The organism is Thermostichus sp. MS-CIW-30 (assembly GCF_054058015.1).
Genome location: NZ_JBSRZW010000024.1, coordinates 37,094 through 54,162, shown reverse-complemented (window position 1 = coordinate 54,162; position 17,069 = coordinate 37,094). Strand labels below are relative to the sequence as shown.

Genomic DNA, 17,069 nt, shown 5'->3' with positions numbered 1-17,069 from the left:
GTTCTCCTCGGCAGACTGGGCGCGGCTTTCTTGGATGGACTGACGCAGCTCCTCGATTTCCCGCAGACGGGCGGCGTTCTCCTCGGCAGACTGGGCGCGGCTTTCTTGGATGGACTGACGCAGCTCCTCGATTTCCCGCAGACGGGCGGCGTTCTCCTCGGCAGACTGGGTGCGGCTTTCTTGGATGGACTGACGCAGCTCCTGGACGGATTGGCAGAGCTCCCGGATTTCTCGGCTGTTGGCAGCAGTCTGTTCAGCCGTCCAAGCCAGCAGTTGCTCCACTCGGTCTAAGCGGTCTTGGCTCTGACTATTCACCCTGATGCCTCGCCTTGTGAGTCTCTTGACAAACTGCAACCGATCATAAACGAAGTTGAGCTCTGCCAAACAGGATAGGGGGAATGGTCATTCCCAGAGCCGCCGGATTGGAGAGCGATGCAGCAACTGGTGGGCTTCGGCCAGCAACTCCGGGATAGGCAGATGTTCTGGGCAGCGGGGTAAGCAGTCACCGCATTCGGTACAGCGGTCGGCAAGTGACCCCGGAAACCAATGCCCAGCTTGGCCGAACATGTTGTAGCGGTACTGGGCAAACTCCGTCATCTCGTGGGCAATGGCCAAGTTGCGCAAACGCAGCACTTCGGGAATGTGGATCCCTTCTGGGCAGGGCAGGCAGGCGTAGCACTGGGTGCAGCGGCTGGATCCCAAGCGTTCCTGCTCGGCTTGGCGCAACCGCTCCTGAATCTGAGGGCCATCCACCCACCAACGGTCGGGATCCTGTAAAGCCGACAAGGCCACCTGTAGCTCCTCAGGATGAGTGATGCCCAGGCTGAGGGTGTGAACACGGGGATCCGCCAGCAAAAAACGATAGGCAAACTCCAAGGGGCTGAAAGGTGCACAGCACTCCTGCAGGTGTTGGGGCGGGCGATAGAGCATTCCCCCTTTATCGGCAGGAGAAATGATGAACACGCCCATATCTTGCTGGGCAGCCGCTTCTAGGGCCGGTGCATTGCGCTGTTGGAAAAAGTGATAGTGCAAATTAACAAAGTCAAAGCATCCTGTCTGGATGGCCTGCAAAATTAACTCCAGGGATCCATGGGTGGAAAAACCAATGTAGCGCACCCAGCCTTCTTGCTGGAGCTGCTGGAGAATCGGCAACCCTTTCTGCAGCACCCACTCCAGATGTTCCGGCAGGTTGATGCCATGAAAGGCAAATTGATCCAGGTAATCCACCCGCAGACGGCGCAGGGATCCCTGAAGCCGCTCTCGCAACCCATCTGTGGGAGTGAGTTTGCTGGTCAGAATCAACTGATGGCGTGAAAAGGGCAGGGTTTGCAAAATCTCGCCCAAGAGCACCTCGGCATGGCCATAAGCCTGAGCCGTTTCGATGTGGTTGATCCCTGCGGCTAGGGCTGCCTCAACGGTTGCCTGAGCTTGATCCCTGGGCACATTGACCAAGCGCATGCTGCCCAGAGAAAAAACCGAGACCAGCTGTTGGGTGCGCCCAAAGCGACGGTAGAGCATTGCGGTTGAGGTAGCACCGGCAACTTCCATCAAGCCACCCCCTGGAAACGAGAAACGGCCTCAGATTGTCGGGTACAGACGGCATTTCCCTCAGGGGATTGGGGGTTTTTGCCCAGCAGTTCTGCCGCCAGCAGGATCGCCTGCTTGAGGCTCTCGCATCGGGCCACCCCTTGGCCGGCAATGTCGAAGGCGGTGCCATGATCGGGAGAGGTGCGAACAAAAGGCAACCCAATTGTCAGGTTGACTGCCCGGTCAAAAGCCAGCATCTTCACCGGGATCAAGCCCTGATCATGATAGAGAGCCAAGTAGGCATCTGCCACAGTTGGGGATCCCTGGCCATGCCAGGCTTGCGCGGGAGCCAGCCACATGGTGTCGGGGGGAAGCGGCCCCCAAATTTGGGCGTGGGCATAGGTGCGCAGCAGCTCGGTCAGCCATTCTTTTTCCTCCGATCCCAGTTGCCCCTGTTCGCCGGCATGGGGATTCAGGCCGGCTACTGCAATCACAGGATCCCGGATCCCAAAGGTGTGGCGCAGGGATCCCACCAGCACATTCAGCTTTGTCCGCACCCGCTCTGGAGTCAGCACGGTGGGCACTTGGCCGAGGGGAATATGGGTGGTGGCCAGCAAAACCCGCATCTGCCAACCGCTGTGGGGGGAACGGGCAACAAACATCATCCCGTAGTGCTCAGACCGACTCAGCTGGGCCAAAACTTCTGTTTGACCAGGGAACCGATGGCCGGCTCGATGCCAGAGATACTTGGCGATGGGCGCTGTCACGATCCCCTGAAACTCGCCCCGCAGCGTCTGTTCGATTGCCGTTTTCAGGTAAACAAAACTGACCCCACCACTGTCAGCATCCCCTTGACCAATACAGCCAGGCTGTAACCGAAAGCCTGTGTCGCATTCCAGCATCGGGATCCCTGCCGGATGGGCCAATGGAGCCGGCGACCGATCTCTCAGCAGGCGATAGGTGGCTTCTAGAACCTGCCGATCCCCTACAACCGTGATGTGGGCGCAAGACTGCACCTCAGGATCCGCCAGCGCCTTGAGCACAATTTCCGGCCCAATTCCCGCGGGATCCCCCAAGGTCAGCGCCAGTTTGGGCAGTGCAAGGCTCATGGTGTCTTTTCTTGAGAAGACAGATGATCTCCATTTTGCAGGGGAAAGAGAGTGCTGAGGAAAGCTGTGGGGAAGGTCGCCATCCCTTTGAGCCAGAATGCTGAGCTCAGCCTATCCAGTCAGCTGCAAGGGGATCCATGCCGGCAAAATGGTTTAATGAGGGTTTAGCGATATTGAACCTCTATGGCCGAGACATTCCTTTACAACGCCTTGCGTGCTGCCCTCGACGAAGAAATGGCCCGGGATCCCAACGTATTTGTTTTGGGAGAAGATGTCGGCCATTACGGCGGCTCCTACAAAGTCACCAAAGACCTGTATCGCAAGTACGGGGAGATGCGCCTGCTGGATACCCCCATTTGCGAGAACAGCTTCACCGGCCTGGCCATCGGGGCAGCCATGACCGGCTTGCGCCCGGTGGTGGAAGGGATGAACATGGGCTTTCTGCTGCTGGCCTTCAACCAAATTGCCAACAATGCCGGTATGCTGCGCTACACTTCCGGGGGCAATTTCAAGATCCCGATGGTCATCCGCGGGCCGGGCGGGGTGGGTCGTCAGTTGGGAGCAGAACACTCGCAGCGGCTAGAGGCCTACTTCCAAGCGGTGCCCGGGCTTAAGATCGTGGCCTGTTCAACTCCCTATAATGCCAAGGGCTTGCTCAAGTCCGCCATCCGCGACGACAACCCCGTTCTCTTTTTCGAGCATGTGCTCCTGTACAACTTGAAAGAAGATCTGCCAGAAGAGGAATACCTTTTGCCTCTGGACAAAGCCGAAATCGTCCGATCCGGCTCCGATGTTACCCTGCTCACCTACTCCCGCATGCGCTACCACGTGCTCAAGGCCGTGGACACTTTGGTGCAGCAGGAGATCGACCCTGAGGTGATCGATTTAATCTCGCTGAAACCTTTAGATATGGGAACCATTGCCGCTTCGGTGCGCAAAACCCATCGGGTGATCATTGTTGAGGAAGACATGAAATCGGGTGGCATTGGGGCGGAACTGACAGCTCGCATCATGGAAGAACTGTTCGATGAGCTGGATGCGCCGGTGATGCGTTTGGCTTCGCAGGACATTCCCACCCCCTACAACGGCACGCTGGAGGCGGCCACCATCGTGCAACCTGCAGATATTGTGGCGGCGGTGGAGCGGCTCCTCTACGCGGATTAGAACCCCCAAAAATCCCTACAAAACAGCGCCGAAATCTATCTCCCAGCAACTTGCAAAATCCTCAGGGCAACCTTGCTAAGATTTCCATGGCAGGGATCCGCGAATATGCAAGGCGTACTGCTGATCCTCTACATGTTGGTTGTCAGTGGCCTGATTGCCGTTGTTGGGGATCGGGTGGGCTACCGCATTGGCAAAAAGCGCCTTACCTGGTTTAACCTGCGCCCCCGCCATACCGCCATTCTGGTGGCCGTGGTGACCGGCGTGAGCATCTCCGCCCTGACTTTGGGCACACTGCTGCTCCTCAACCGCTCTCTGTCGGAGGCCCTGTTCAGCTACACCAACCAAATTGCCCAGGCGGAGCAAGAGCTGCGGGCCCTCAACCGCCAAAAAGCCCTCTTGGAAGCGGAAAATGCCGCTCTCAGGGTTGAGCGGGATCACCTCAAGATGGATCTCGACCAATTTCGCAGCCAGCAGTCGGCAGCCCAAACCCGCCTGAGCGAAGTGCGCGATCAGCTGGCAGTGGCGCTGCAGGAGCGGCAGGAGGCGGAGGCCAAGCTGGCGGCAGCCAACGAGCAACTGGCCAAGGTGCAGCCCAGTTTGGATCGAGCCCATGCCGAGTTGGAGGCAGTGAAGGCAGAGGTGGAGTCGGCCCGCCAGGTGATCGCCACCCTGGAGTCGCAAAAACAAGCCCTGCAACTGGATCGGGATCAGCTGGAGCGCTCCCTGGATGTGGTGCAGGCGGCCTTAACCCAACTGGAGAACCAGAAAAACCAGCTTGAGCAGGAGATCGAGCAGCTCAACCAATTGGCGGTGCGGCTGCGGCGGGGGGAACTGGCCATCTTGGCGGGGGAAGTTTTGGCAACAGGAGTTGTGGAGGCTCCAAGAGGGGCAAAACCAGAGGCGATCCGGCGGCAGTTTGAGCACCTTTTGGCCCAGGCGGAACAGCGGGCCCTTGCCCTTGGATCCCAGCCCATGCCCCCTCTGGAAAACGCGATCTTGATCCGCCGGGAGGATGCCGACCAAGCCTTGGAGAAGTTGCGAGAACCCGGTAGCTGGGCGGTGCGCATTCTCTCTGTTACCAACCGGCTCAAGGGGGAGCCTGTGCCTGTGCTCGTGCAGATTTACCCCAACCAGCGGATTTTCGCCAAGGGATCCGTGCTGGCCCACGGGGTGATTCAACCGGGTTTGAGCGAAAATCAGATCCAACAGCAACTGCTGGGGCTGCTGAACCAGGCCAATCAGCGCTCGCAAGAGGAGGGGCTCCTCTCCGATCCCATCACCGGCACTGTGGGGGAGTTCTCCCAGGTCAAGTTTCTGGAGGTTGTGCAGCATCTCCGCCAGAGCACCACCCCTCTGGATGTGAAGCTAGTTGCCGACACCGACATCTACACAGCGGGGCCATTGCGGGTGAGTTTTCTGATGGCAGAAGCTTCCGGTCAACCCGGCTCTTCTGGGGCTCAGCAGGCGGGGCGTCCCGAGGGATGACGGATCCACTCCACCCGGCAAGACTGAAGGGCCAACGAGTGCTGATCGGTTTCGACCCAGGGCGCGACAAATGCGGCATTGCTGTGGTGCAGGTGTTTACGCAAACGGAGCTGAAGGTTTTACACCGGGAGGTGGTCCCTTCCGCGGCAGCGCTGTCTAGACTACAAACGCTCCGGCAACAGTTTCAGGCGGAGCAAGTGATCCTGGGCAATCAGACGACGGCCCAAGCCTGGAAGTCTCAACTGGAATCGATCCTCCCCCCGCAGCAGATTGTCCTGGTGGATGAGCGGCACAGCTCCCAAGAGGCCCGTCAGCGCTACTGGGATTTTCACCCACCGCAGGGATGGGAGCGGCTGTTGCCCAAGGGGATGCGGGTGCCCGCCAAGGCTTACGATGATCTGGTGGCTCTCATTCTGGTGGAGCGGTACTGTCGTGGGCGAGATACGGCTGAGCCGACGTGAGCTTCTACAGGGGATCCTGCTGGGGCTAATGGCGGCAGGATGTGGGGGGCCGGATGCACACCTGCCTCTTGTCGTGGCGCTCAAGCAAGGGATCCCCGCCAGTTTGCTCAACGAGTTTCGCCGCAGGACTCAGGCCCGCTTTCGGCTGCAACTGTTGGATGAGCGGGATCAGTTGTTGGCCTATCTGCAGCAAAGCGTCCAGCCGGCTGATGCAGCCTGGTGGGATCCGGGGGGATGGTTCCGGCGGCGGCTGCCGGTGGCGGCTTTGAGTTTGTTGGGGGCCGACGCTTTGGATCGGGCCATAGCTGCCGGTTGGCTGGCTCCTCTGCCGGCAAGCCTGTTGGGAGAACGATGGCAGAATCTGGATCCCCGTTGGCAAGCTGCGGCACTCCGGGAGGGGCAGATTTGGGGTGTGCCCTGGCGCTGGGGGGTAACGGCCATTGCCTACCGCCGGGATCGGGTGAGGGAGCCCATTCGGGACTGGGCGGATCTGTGGCGGCCTGAGCTGGCCGGCAAACTGACTCTGCCGGATCATCCGCGGGAGGTGATTGGGCTAACCCTAAAGAAAATGGGCCGCTCCTACAACGATCCCCTCAACCCTGAGGATGTGGAATTACGGCAAGAGCTGGGATCCCTGCATCGCCAGGTTTTAACTTACACCTCTTCTGACTACCTGCCCATCTTGCGCTTGGCCGATAGCTGGGTGGCCGTGGGCTGGTCGCAGGATCTCTACGCCACCCAAGCCAACTACCCTGAGCTGGCAGTGGTGATCCCGGCCTCCGGATCCGCCATCTGGTGGGATGTCTGGGTGCGACCCCACGTCGAAGACCATGCCCACACAGAATCAACCCAGACAGATTCCGGATCCCTGTTGGCTGACTGGCTTGATTTTGTCTTGAATCCTGAATTTGCCCCCCGCTTGGTCAATCTGAGCGGGATCCCTTCGGTTTTGCCGCTGGATTTGGCTCAACTTGCCCCACGCCTGCAACGCAGAGCCGACTTGCAAATCTCCACTTGGCAACGCTCGGAGATCTGGCGCCCCCTGAGCTCAGCCGAAGCCGAGTCCTATCTCAACCTCTGGGATCAAATGCGGCGGGGCCTTTTGTAGAAACACAGCGAGCGCGAGCCCTCCACTCTGCAACACTTCGTCAAGGTCCGCAATGCTTCTGAGGAGCTGTGGTAGGATGCCTGCTGTCTGATGAGCCAGTTGCACTTGCATCGAGGAGAGCACCTTGAGTCTGAGAGTTGCTGTTGTGGGGGGCGGCCCAGCCGGAGCCTCTGCTGCCGAAGTTCTGGCCCAAGCTGGAATCGAGACCTTTTTGTTTGAGCGGAAGCTGGACAACGCCAAGCCCTGCGGGGGCGCCATTCCCCTCTGTATGGTCTCCGAGTTCGACCTCCCCGAGGGGATCATCGACCGCAAAGTGCGCAAGATGAAGATGATCTCCCCTTCCAACTATGAGGTGGATATCGCCCTCGAAAAAGAAAACGAGTACATCGGCATGTGCCGCCGCGAGATCTTGGATGCCTTCTTGCGCAATCGTGCCCACCAAAAAGGGGCGGAGCTGATCAACGGCAAGGTAATGCATCTGGAAATCCCCCAGAATGGCCGGGATCCCTACATCCTGCACTACAACGATTTTTCCGACGGATCGAGGCAAGGGGTGCCGCGTTCTTTGGCTGTGGATGTGGTGATCGGGGCGGATGGGTTCCACTCCAAGGTGGCAGAAGCCATTGGTGCTGGCGACTACAACTATGCGCTGGCCTTTCAGGAGCGCATCCGGCTCCCGGACGACAAAATGGCCTACTACGCAGAGCGGGCAGAAATGTATGTGGGGGACGATGTTTCTCCAGACTTTTATGCCTGGGTGTTTCCCAAGTCCAACCATGTAGCCGTGGGCACCGGCACCATGAGGGCAAACCAAGCCCACATCCAAAAGTTGCAAGCTGGGATCCGCGCCCGTGCTGCCGAGCGGATTCGAGGAGGCCAGGTGATCAAGGTGGAAGCCCATCCGATCCCAGAGCATCCCCGCCCGCGCCGCGTGGTGGGCCGTGCTGCTTTGGTGGGAGATGCGGCGGGATACGTAACCAAATCCAGCGGCGAAGGGATCTATTTTGCCGCCAAGTCAGGCCGCATGTGTGCCGAGACCCTTGTCGAGACCTCCAACGGCGGCAAGCGCATTCCCACAGAGGAGGATCTAAAACTGTATCTCAAGCGCTGGGATCGCCAGTACGGCCTGACCTACAAGGTCTTGGACATCCTGCAGCGGGTGTTCTACCGTTCCAATGCCACCCGCGAAGCCTTTGTGGAGATGTGCGCCGACCGGGACGTGCAGAGGATGACCTTTGACAGCTACCTCTACAAGACGGTAGTGCCCATGAGCCCTTGGGTGCAGTTCAAGATCACGGTCAAAACCTTGGGCAGCCTGATTCGCGGCAACGCTTTAGCCCCCTGAGACAACCCTACTGCCACTGGAAGGTCACCGTAACGCGATCCCAGTTGGCCTCGGTTTTCAGCACACTGGCAGAGGCCCTTTGTCCGGGGGGCACGTCGCTGGGCTCAAATGCTGCCACTCGCGTATCGACAACTTCTTCTCCCCGATAGAAGGTGAAACGAGCACGGGCGTTGAGAACCGTGCGGGTGCTGCGGTTGATCGCTTCCACGCTTAGGCGGCTACCGGCCCCCACTCGTTCTTCCCGAATGGATCCCACGATTACAAAATCTCCTGGGCTAGCGGCAGACTCGGCTGGGGTGGCGGTCGGAACTGGGGTGCCAGGCTGTGGGGCCGTCTCGCTTTGCTTGGGATCCGACTGCCTCAGCAGCTCCAAAACACGGGCCAACTCCTGCTGAAAGAAAACAAAGGCTTCCCGCGATTGGTTGGCCACCTGGGCCAAAATCAGTCGATCCGACTCCTCTACCGGAATTTCCAGGAGGGGAGCTGGCCCTTTTAGGGTGACTCGGATGCTGGCGACTTCTTGGTTGATGAACTTATCCAGGTAGGGAAAGATGTTGAGAATGCAATCTTGGAAGGATCCCATCGGCATGATGCGATTGTTGGTCAGCACCAAGTCGGCCCGCTCACAGCTAGTCCGATCCTCCATATCAATTTCCAAGGGCACGCGAAAGGAGCCGAGGCTGGTGTTGGTGATGGTGACCCCAATGCCGTACACCTCCTGCCGCCAGCCGTGAACGATCTCCAGGCTAGGGCTGGTCACTTCCTCGGTGAAATACTCTCCGGCCCAGGTCGGGGATCCCCACAGAGGCAGGGCCAATAGCAGCACAGGGAAATGGCAGGTCAGTCTCCCCTTCACCTCAACCTTCCTTCACTCAACTTGCGGACTTTGGGGCAGAGCAGCGGTGTTTCTTGCTCCCCCGGAATGGCAATAGCCTAACCCAGGGCTGGCGCAAACCAGCGAGGGCAGTCTTTAACCAGAGTAATCTTTTCAACTTCAAGGCTAACGGCTTTGAACCTCATCCGCTCTGCCCAAAAATAACCCGGTGCCTATCTTCATCAAGCTGGGGGTTGCCTTGGCGGTGGATCCCAGGGGCCATTTTGTCGGGGCAGCGCCACCGGCTCTGCCGTTTTCCGCTGGGATCCCGTCTGCGATAGGATCAGAAAGTTCAGCTTACTAGCGCAGGAGCCCCGCACTGTACCCGTAGGGTCAGTGTCGGGAGGAATGCGGAAGTTACGATAGAACCATGACCCAAGTCCTGACCGTCTCCTGCAAGCTCAAGGTGTCCCAGTCGCAAGCCGCCAAATTGGACGCGACCTTGGCTGCTTTCGGCCAAGCCTTGAATTGGGTCAACCAGAACACGCCGGAGAAAGTCGCCAACGCCGTTAAGCTCCAGTCTCTGTGCTACCGCGAAATCCGTGCCCGGTTCGGCTTATCCAGTAACTTGGCAAGGACTACGTCCCGCTTACGCGACCAGCAGGTCTGCAGACGGCTGGCCGGCGCCCGTAAAGTTGCCCAACAGAAAAACCGCCCCGTCAAAGCGTTCAAAGGGGGCTTCGCTACCTACGACGCTCGTATCTTTTCGTTCCGTCAAAAAGACTGGACGGTGTCGCTGACCACGGTGGAGGGTCGGGAGCGCTTTGAGCTGGCGATTGGCCGCTACCAGAGAGAACGGCTGGCGGGCTCCAATCCCAAATCTGCCACCCTGGTCAAGCGTAAAGACGGCTCCTACTCCATTCAAATCTGTGTGGAAACGGAGCCATCCCCACCGCAACGCACGGGTAGAGTGCTGGGGGTGGACTTGGGAAGGACAGATATTGCCCATACGTCAGACGGGGACAATTGGAATGGACAGCAGTTGAACCGAGTCCGAGACCATCACTCGCGGTTGAGGGCGGTACTTCAACGCAAAGCCAGTAAGGGCACCCGCAGTTCGCGGCGCAGATGCAGAGAACTGTTGCAACGGCTGTCTGGCAAGGAAAGACGCTTTCAGTCGCGTCAGCGTTGCGTAGCAAAAACGTGGGTCAATCATCGCATCTCCAAAGCTATTGTCTCTAGGGCAAAGGCGACAAATAGCGCTCTTGCTCTGGAAGACTTGACAGGGATAAGGACTCCGTCCCGCTGGCGCGATCGGGAAAGGGTCAATCAACAGCCACGCAGCAAGACAGAGCGTAGGCGGGCAAATAGTTGGGCGTTTTATCAACTCCGTCAATTTTTGGAGTACAAGGCTCTGCGTGCGGGGGTTGCTCTGATTCTTGTTCCGCCTGCCTACACGTCGCAGACCTGCCACCGGTGTTTGCACATTCATCCCGACCCTGCGCAATCCTACCGCAGTGGAAAGAAGTTTAAGTGTGGACACTGTGGATGGGAAGGGGATGCGGATTTGAATGGTGCGAATGTGATTGCGCTTTTGGGGGCTGTCGTAAACCAGCCTAGAGGTTCGGGCTTGTTTTGTTCTCTGGTAGAGCATAACAGGCTCAGGGCTACTGAAAGCCCGCGCTACACTGCTAAGGCGGTGTAGGGTCGGGTAGTTTACAAAGTGCCAAAATCCTAAGAGCCTCAGATCGAGTGCGACCGTGTTCCTCACCTTCTCAGCAGTATGGCTAGATCCTCAGCGTCGTGGCTCAGTCGGCTCTCCTTTTTGCGAGGGCTGATCTTCATCTTGGCCGTGGTGGTTGCCCTCGTTTACTTGGGCTTCAGCCGGGAGGTTCGCCTTGGCCTTGACCTCAAGGGAGGAACCCAGCTCACGCTACAAGCTGTGCCCACCGAGGAGGTGCCTGAAATCACCCCCGAAGTGATGCAGGGGGTAGAGGCCGTCATCCAGCAGCGGATCAACGGGCTGGGGGTGGCTGAGCCTCTGGTGCAGATCAGCGGCCAAGACCGCCTGTTCGTGCAGTTGCCGGGGGTGGCGGATCCGGATCGGGCCATTGCTCTCCTTGGAGATACAGCCCAACTGGAGTTTCGCAAGGGCTTGGTTCCCGTCGGCGCGCTGCCCCGCAACGAGCGGGGAGAGATAACAGCGGGGGAGGATCCGGATACTCTGTTTGAGCGGGTCGGCCTCACCGGGGATCTGCTGCGCAATGCCTATCCCCAAGCCCCTCGCCGCGGATCCCAGAGTTGGGAGGTGCTGCTGGAGTTCAAGCCGGAGGGGGCAGAAAAGTTTACTCAGCTCACCCGAGATCTGGCCGGAACAGAACGTCCATTGGGCATTTTTCTGGACGACGTGTTGATCAGTGCCCCGATCGTGGGGCCGGAGTTTGCCCGCACCGGCATCACCGGCGGGACGGCGGTGATCACGGGCAATTTTACGGTGGAAACCGCCACTGACTTGGCGGTCAAGCTCAAGGCAGGGGCGCTGCCGGTTCCCATTCAGGTGATCGAAAATCGCACCGTCGGGGCCACTTTGGGGGAAGTGAGCGTGCGCCGCAGCCTCTATGCCGGGATCGGGGGCCTGGTGCTGGTTTTCCTCTTTATGGTGGCCTACTATCGCCTGCCAGGGCTGATTGCGGACATTGCTCTGCTTATCTACGCCCTCTGTACCTTTGCTCTCTTCCAACTGCTGGGGGTAACCATGACTCTGCCGGGGATCGCCGGCTTTATCCTCAGCATCGGCATGGCGGTGGATGCCAATGTGCTGATCTTCGAGCGCATCAAAGAAGAGTTGCGGGCCGGCAAATCCATCTACAAGTCCATTTCGGAAGGGTTTAACCGCGCCTTCAGCAGCATCCTGGACAGCAATGTGACTACCCTTTTGGTCTGTGGCGTGCTTTTCTGGCTGGGGATGGGACTGGTGAAAGGGTTTGCGGTAACCCTGGGCATTGGCATTCTGGTGAGCTTCTTTACGGCCATCACCTGCACCCGTAGCCTGCTCTTGGCGGCAATGGGGATCCCCAGCTTGCGCAAACCTGAGTTTTACGGCGTTCGGATGGAGGCGGCCCAATCATGACGGCTCAAGAGCTATCCCCCGTAGATCCCGCCTCTCGGTTGCTCGACTATCGCTTCGACATTGTTGGACGGAGCAAGCTGTGGTTCAGCTTGTCCTTGGCGGTGCTGCTGGTGGGGCTGGTCAGCATGGCCTTTTCCCTGGCTTCTCTGGGAACTCCCCTGCGGCTGGGGTTGGATTTTTCCGGCGGCACCTTGCTGGATCTGAGCTTTGAGCGGCCTGTCACCACCGAGGAGCTGCGACGGGCGCTGCAGGAACACAACCTGGGCACCAGCATCATCCAGCTGGACACCCAAACGGGCCAGGAAGCCCTGATCCGCATGCCCCCCTTGACTGAGCAAGAGCGGCTGGCCGTGGAAGCCACCCTGCGGCAGGAGGTTGCCCCCTTCCAGCGCAATCTGGTCGAGACGGTTGGCCCGACGGTGGGGCGTTTGCTCTTGCGTTCCGGCATCGTGGCGGTGCTCATCTCTTTCGGGCTCATCGTGCTGTACCTGGCCCTGCGCTTCCAGTGGGATTACGCGGTGTTTGCCATTGTGGCGCTGCTGCACGATGTAGTGTTGACGATAGGGCTATTTGCCCTTTTGGGCCTGACGGTGGGTATGGAGGCGGACAGCCTGTTTGTGGTGGCGCTGCTGACCATCATCGGCTTTTCCGTCAACGACACCGTGGTCATCTACGACCGCATCCGCGAGAATCTGCGTCTGGTGAGCCGCAAGGTCAGCCTGGCCGAGGTGGTAAACCTATCTCTGAACCAGACCTTTGCCCGCTCCCTGAACACCACCCTGACGACGATGCTGCCCCTAGTTGCCATCGCCATTTTCGGGGGAGCTACCTTGAAGGGGTTTGCCATTGCCCTGCTCATTGGCTTTACTTTGGGGGTGTATTCCAGCATTTTTATCGCCAGCCCCCTGTTGGTGTGGTGGCGGCAGCAGCGCTATGGCAAAAGTAGCGAAGATGCCCGCGCAGGCAGGGATCCCGATTCCCTTCCCTCTGAGGGCTAGGGCCCCGATATCGGAAAAATTGGGTCGATTGGGTGGGGATCTGTCGTTCGCGCTGAGACGGTGTCCTCTGGGTTCACCATTGCAGTCTTTGCCCATGGGAGATCAGGTAGCGCTGTAAATCGGCTATTTTGCCTTGCGGTACGATCTGAGCTGGGATCAAGCTGGGATCCTGGCTGTGCAGCCAAGCCACGGTCAGCCCTGCTGCCGAGCCGATGGTCCATTCACCGTAATGCACGCGGGTGGCGGCGTTGACAATGTGGCTGACGGCGATCCCTTTGCCGCCGATGAGCAGGTTATCCACCTTCTGCGGGATCAGGGCTTCCAAGGGAATGAGAATGGGACGGACGGAAAACTCGTTGACTGGCGCGGAGCTGGCCGAAAGAGAGGGCTCCCAGTTGCGGTAGCGACAGCCGTGGATATCGATGGCGTAGTGGGTAACCCCCACCACGGTAGGTCTGAAGTCCCGTCCCCCAGTGGTGCCGACGCGAATATCCTGCTCCAACATCAGGAACTCCGCTTGGCCGTAGGCAGATCGCCCCAGAATGCGTCGACCTTCCCGGATGTATGGGTAGAGGCTGAGGCCGGAGCGGGTGCCCAGCAAGGACTCTTCGGCAAACACCAAGGACAGGGGATAGCCAGAGCGGGATTGAGTTTCCATCAGCCACTCGGCAAACAGCAGGGCGTGGTTTTCTCCATCTTTGATGGCCGAGACATCCAGGCCCCCCAGCCAGTTGTGGCGCTGCCCTGAGGCCACTAGCCGCTCTTCCGTCAGGATCAGGGGCGGGTTCATGATCCCCCAGTCGTTGCCGCGGTTCCAGTTCACCAGCGTCAGGTCGCCTGGAACAGGCGTGCTGTAGAAGGGATCCCGGCGGCCCTTGCTGACGATGCGGCGGTAATTGAAAAAGCTCTGGCCGCTGAAGGTGGGGAAACCCTCCATGTCGAACTCGCGGCGGTGTTCGGCGCGGGAATAGCCCGGCTGCAGCTGGACCAGCTCGGCGCGGGAGCGACCGCCATCGTCGTGGATGGCCAGCACGAAGGGAAAGGTAAAGGCTTGAGTGCACTCCGGGTTGCTGGCGGGGGCGGCATTGGGCTCTCCGGTCACGTCTCGCCCTTCCGAACCCAGCCGATAGGGGATCCCGGCCCAGCCCACCAGCTCGCCGGTATCGGTGGCATCGATAACAAACAGGTTGCGGCCTGGTGGTGCCTGCAGCCTCAACACCCGTTTGGCAAAAACTTCCGTCTCCTGCCAGCCATACCAGCTCACCAGCTCCCGCCACAGCCGTCCCGGCGGCACAAAATCGGGATCCCGCGGCTGCCGCTGCACAGCGTAAATGCTTTCAATCCGGGATCCATCGGCGCTGAAGGTGGCCCCCTTAAAAGCCGTTTGGGTAGCCCAGCGGCTGTTGGGGGCATTTTGGGCTGCCTGTTGCAGCCAGGTTTCCACCGCCTGCAGCCCGGCCTGGGGCGGAAAACACAGCCCTCCCACCCAGCAGCTGTTGATCTCGGATACGCGGGTTCCCGGCGGGATCCCTGTCCAGGCCGGCAGATGCACCGGCTGGCTTTCGATCAAGGCCTTGAACTCCAGCCAGTGGCGGGAAAAATTGCCCCGTTGCCGCATCGGCAGCGATTCATCAATGGCCGATACCCCCTGGGAGGTAATCTGACCCCCCAGCCAAGGGGTGAGCTCGATGAGACAGGTCTGCACCCCCCCTCGCATGGCATGGCCTGCCGCTGCCACCCCTCCCAGGGATCCGCCCACCACCACCAGCTCGCACTCCCAAATCTCGTCCGGCTGCGGCAAGGGATCCAACAAGGGCCAACCGTGGGCGGTAAAACGGGGCACCTCCGGCTCGGAGACGGCAACAGGGGATCCCACCTCTGGCTGGGAGAGGGCGGCAAACCCCATCCCGGCCACAAAGCTCAGCAGCGACAGGATCCCCAGCCCCACAGTTCGCTTGGGCTCAGATCCCCGGCACGCCGCAGCCGTCTTTTTGCCAGCCATGCTCACTCACACCCCCGGCCTTTCCCCGGCAGGAGAAATCCCCTTGAGAATAGCTGAGGAAACCGACATTGAGGCCAGCCAGGATCCCTGCCACAGGGCATAATGGGCTAGCAACTTTTTAACGGCAACGGCGGGATCCCATGGGACGGGCAAAGAAGGTGGTATTGGCCTATTCAGGCGGGGTGGATACTTCCGTCTGCATTCCCTATCTCAAGCACGAGTGGGGGGTGGAATCGGTGGTGGCCCTGGCAGTCGACTTGGGGCAGGGGGCGGAGCTGGAGGCCATTCAGGCCAAAGCCCTCAGGGCGGGGGCAGAGCAATCTCTGGTGCGGGAGGCTGTCCAGGCCCTCATTACCGACTATGCCTTCCCGGCCATCCAGGCCAACGCCCTCTACGAGCAGCGCTACCCCCTTTCCACGGCCCTGGCCCGACCCCTGATTGCCAAGCTGCTGGTGGAAGTGGCGGAAGAGGTGGGCGCCGATGCGGTGGCCCACGGCTGCACCGGCAAAGGCAACGACCAGGTGCGCTTTGATCTGGCTATTGCTGCTTTAAATCCCCAGCTCAAAGTGTTGGCCCCTGCCCGCGAGTGGGGGATGACCCGCGAGGAGACCATTGCCTATGGGGAGCGCTACGGGATCCCCATGCCCGTGCAGAAGTCCAGCCCCTACAGCATCGACCTCAACATTTTGGGCCGCAGCGCTGAAGCCGGCATCCTAGAAGATGCCGACCGGGAGCCGCCGGAGGAAGTGTATGCCCTCACCCGGCCTATTTCCCAGACACCCGACGAGCCCGCCTACGTGGAGATTGAGTTCGAGCAAGGGATCCCTGTCGGGGTGGATGGGCAGCGCCTCAGTCCCAAAGCCCTCTTCGAGCAGCTCAACTCCTTAGCTGGCCTGCATGGGGTGGGCCGCATCGACATGATTGAAAACCGCCTGGTGGGGATCAAGTCGCGGGAGATCTACGAGTGCCCTGCTCTAATGGTCTTGATCCAAGCCCACCGCGAGCTGGAAAGCCTCACCCTCACCCGCGATGTCATCCATTACAAGTACGGCATCGAGACCACCTACAGCCAGTTGATCTACAACGGCCTTTGGTACTCGCCGCTGCGGGAGGCTCTGGACGCCTTTATCCGCGCCACCCAGAAAAGCGTCACCGGTGTCGTGCGGATGCGGTTGCACAAGGGCCAGGCGGTCTGTGTGGGCCGTCGCTCTCCCTACTCTCTTTACAACCCAGAGCTGGCCACCTACGGGGAAGGGGATCAATTCGACCACCGCGCCGCCGAAGGCTTTATCTACATCTGGAGCCTGCCCACCCGTGTCTGGGCCCAGGTGCACCGGGGCTAGGCTGAAGTGGTGATCCCACTCTCATTCCATTGGATGGATCTCTGGACAACCTGTTGGAGTTACCCAAACGCGCCTCGGCGGAGACAATGAGAGGGGCAGCTATGCCTGAAGCCAACATCCTCATTGACTTCGCCAAGGTTGGGGGGCTGGAATCCTTGGCAAGACTGGCAAGTCTGGAGGTGCTTGACGTGGTACTGGCAGAAGTCGATGACCCTTGCAAGTCCCAGGTTCTTGCTTTGGGCGTGCAGGTTGTCCAGGTGCAGGAAACGTGGCTTCCAGAGGCAATGGTTCTGAAGAAAAGTGGGTTGTCGATAGCTGACGCATTGTGTCTTCACTACTGCCGTACCAGCAGCTCTACGCTCCTCTCCAACGATGGCCGGTTGCGCAGAGCTTGCGCGGAGAGCGGCGTTGTCGTCCACGGCAGCCTTTGGGTAGTGTGTGAGCTCTATAACCAAAAGGTTTGTCTGCCGGAGGTACTGTGCAACTGGCTGGATCGCTGGGAGAAGGAGTTGAAAGCTCGCCTCCCTGCTGACGAGTTGGCCCAGGTGCGACAGGTTTTAGGATGTATCTCAGGTTCGTAGCG

Annotated in this window: 14 protein-coding genes and 1 pseudogene; 10 read left to right on the top strand and 5 right to left on the bottom strand. The window is 59.6% G+C overall.

Annotated elements, in window-relative coordinates:
• The 3 genes and pseudogenes from ACVWXW_RS10875 to pdxA all read right to left on the bottom strand — a co-directional run.
• Positions 1–315 (bottom strand): annotated as a pseudogene (locus tag ACVWXW_RS10875) (hypothetical protein); the annotation flags it as partial.
• 87 nt (positions 316–402) lie between these two features.
• The gene (locus tag ACVWXW_RS10870; protein WP_457403824.1) at positions 403–1,518 is read right to left on the bottom strand and encodes an aldo/keto reductase; all 1,116 of its coding nucleotides are present in this window, start codon (positions 1,516–1,518) and stop codon (positions 403–405) included.
• Between the two features lie 29 nt (positions 1,519–1,547).
• Positions 1,548–2,636 (bottom strand): 4-hydroxythreonine-4-phosphate dehydrogenase PdxA, encoded by a 1,089-nt coding sequence (pdxA, locus tag ACVWXW_RS10865; RefSeq protein WP_457403820.1) that lies wholly within the window; start codon positions 2,634–2,636, stop codon positions 1,548–1,550.
• Positions 2,637–2,819: 183 nt separating this feature from the next.
• Between pdxA and ACVWXW_RS10860 the strand changes: the two genes are divergently transcribed.
• The 5 genes from ACVWXW_RS10860 to chlP all read left to right on the top strand — a co-directional run bounded on the left by ACVWXW_RS10860 (position 2,820) and on the right by chlP (position 8,199).
• Positions 2,820–3,800: an alpha-ketoacid dehydrogenase subunit beta gene (locus tag ACVWXW_RS10860; protein ID WP_414331610.1), complete on the top strand. Its 981-nt coding sequence runs from the start codon at positions 2,820–2,822 to the stop codon at positions 3,798–3,800.
• Positions 3,801–3,905: 105 nt separating this feature from the next.
• The gene (locus ACVWXW_RS10855) at positions 3,906–5,285 is read left to right on the top strand and encodes a DUF3084 domain-containing protein (RefSeq protein WP_457403818.1); all 1,380 of its coding nucleotides are present in this window, start codon (positions 3,906–3,908) and stop codon (positions 5,283–5,285) included.
• On the top strand, positions 5,282–5,746 hold the full coding sequence (gene ruvX / locus ACVWXW_RS10850) for a Holliday junction resolvase RuvX (protein WP_414331042.1): 465 nt from the start codon (positions 5,282–5,284) through the stop codon (positions 5,744–5,746). Before ACVWXW_RS10855 ends, ruvX begins: the two co-directional genes overlap by 4 nt.
• Positions 5,718–6,854 carry an extracellular solute-binding protein gene (locus ACVWXW_RS10845; RefSeq protein WP_457403817.1) on the top strand — a complete coding sequence of 379 codons (1,137 nt, stop codon included), beginning with the start codon at positions 5,718–5,720 and terminating at the stop codon, positions 6,852–6,854. Before ruvX ends, ACVWXW_RS10845 begins: the two co-directional genes overlap by 29 nt.
• A gap of 124 nt (positions 6,855–6,978) precedes the next feature.
• Positions 6,979–8,199 carry a geranylgeranyl reductase gene (gene chlP, locus ACVWXW_RS10840; RefSeq protein WP_414406886.1) on the top strand — a complete coding sequence of 407 codons (1,221 nt, stop codon included), beginning with the start codon at positions 6,979–6,981 and terminating at the stop codon, positions 8,197–8,199.
• A 7-nt stretch (positions 8,200–8,206) separates the two neighbouring features.
• On the opposite strand, the gene ACVWXW_RS10835 is transcribed toward chlP, so the two are convergent.
• On the bottom strand, positions 8,207–9,055 hold the full coding sequence (locus ACVWXW_RS10835) for a hypothetical protein (RefSeq protein ID WP_414331048.1): 849 nt from the start codon (positions 9,053–9,055) through the stop codon (positions 8,207–8,209).
• A 388-nt stretch (positions 9,056–9,443) separates the two neighbouring features.
• Between ACVWXW_RS10835 and ACVWXW_RS10830 the strand changes: the two genes are divergently transcribed.
• The 3 genes from ACVWXW_RS10830 (at position 9,444) to secF (ending at position 13,141) form a co-directional block, all read left to right on the top strand.
• A complete protein-coding gene (locus tag ACVWXW_RS10830; RefSeq protein WP_457403815.1) occupies positions 9,444–10,718 on the top strand; it encodes an RNA-guided endonuclease InsQ/TnpB family protein in 1,275 nt (424 codons plus the stop codon).
• 78 nt (positions 10,719–10,796) lie between these two features.
• On the top strand, positions 10,797–12,143 hold the full coding sequence (gene secD, locus ACVWXW_RS10825; RefSeq protein WP_457403814.1) for a protein translocase subunit SecD: 1,347 nt from the start codon (positions 10,797–10,799) through the stop codon (positions 12,141–12,143).
• Positions 12,140–13,141 carry a protein translocase subunit SecF gene (secF, locus tag ACVWXW_RS10820; protein WP_414331115.1) on the top strand — a complete coding sequence of 334 codons (1,002 nt, stop codon included), beginning with the start codon at positions 12,140–12,142 and terminating at the stop codon, positions 13,139–13,141. The genes secD and secF overlap by 4 nt, the downstream gene beginning before the upstream one ends.
• Before the next feature lie 73 nt (positions 13,142–13,214).
• Here the strand turns inward: secF and ACVWXW_RS10815 are convergent, their stop codons facing one another.
• Positions 13,215–15,047: an FAD-dependent oxidoreductase gene (locus ACVWXW_RS10815; protein ID WP_457403823.1), complete on the bottom strand. Its 1,833-nt coding sequence runs from the start codon at positions 15,045–15,047 to the stop codon at positions 13,215–13,217.
• Positions 15,048–15,283: 236 nt separating this feature from the next.
• Between ACVWXW_RS10815 and ACVWXW_RS10810 the strand changes: the two genes are divergently transcribed.
• Complete coding sequence (locus ACVWXW_RS10810) at positions 15,284–16,486, top strand: argininosuccinate synthase (RefSeq protein WP_457403813.1); 1,203 nt, start codon at positions 15,284–15,286, stop codon at positions 16,484–16,486.
• A 101-nt stretch (positions 16,487–16,587) separates the two neighbouring features.
• Positions 16,588–17,067 carry a hypothetical protein gene (locus ACVWXW_RS10805; RefSeq protein WP_414374876.1) on the top strand — a complete coding sequence of 160 codons (480 nt, stop codon included), beginning with the start codon at positions 16,588–16,590 and terminating at the stop codon, positions 17,065–17,067.
• The last annotated feature ends 2 nt before the right edge of the window (positions 17,068–17,069 follow it).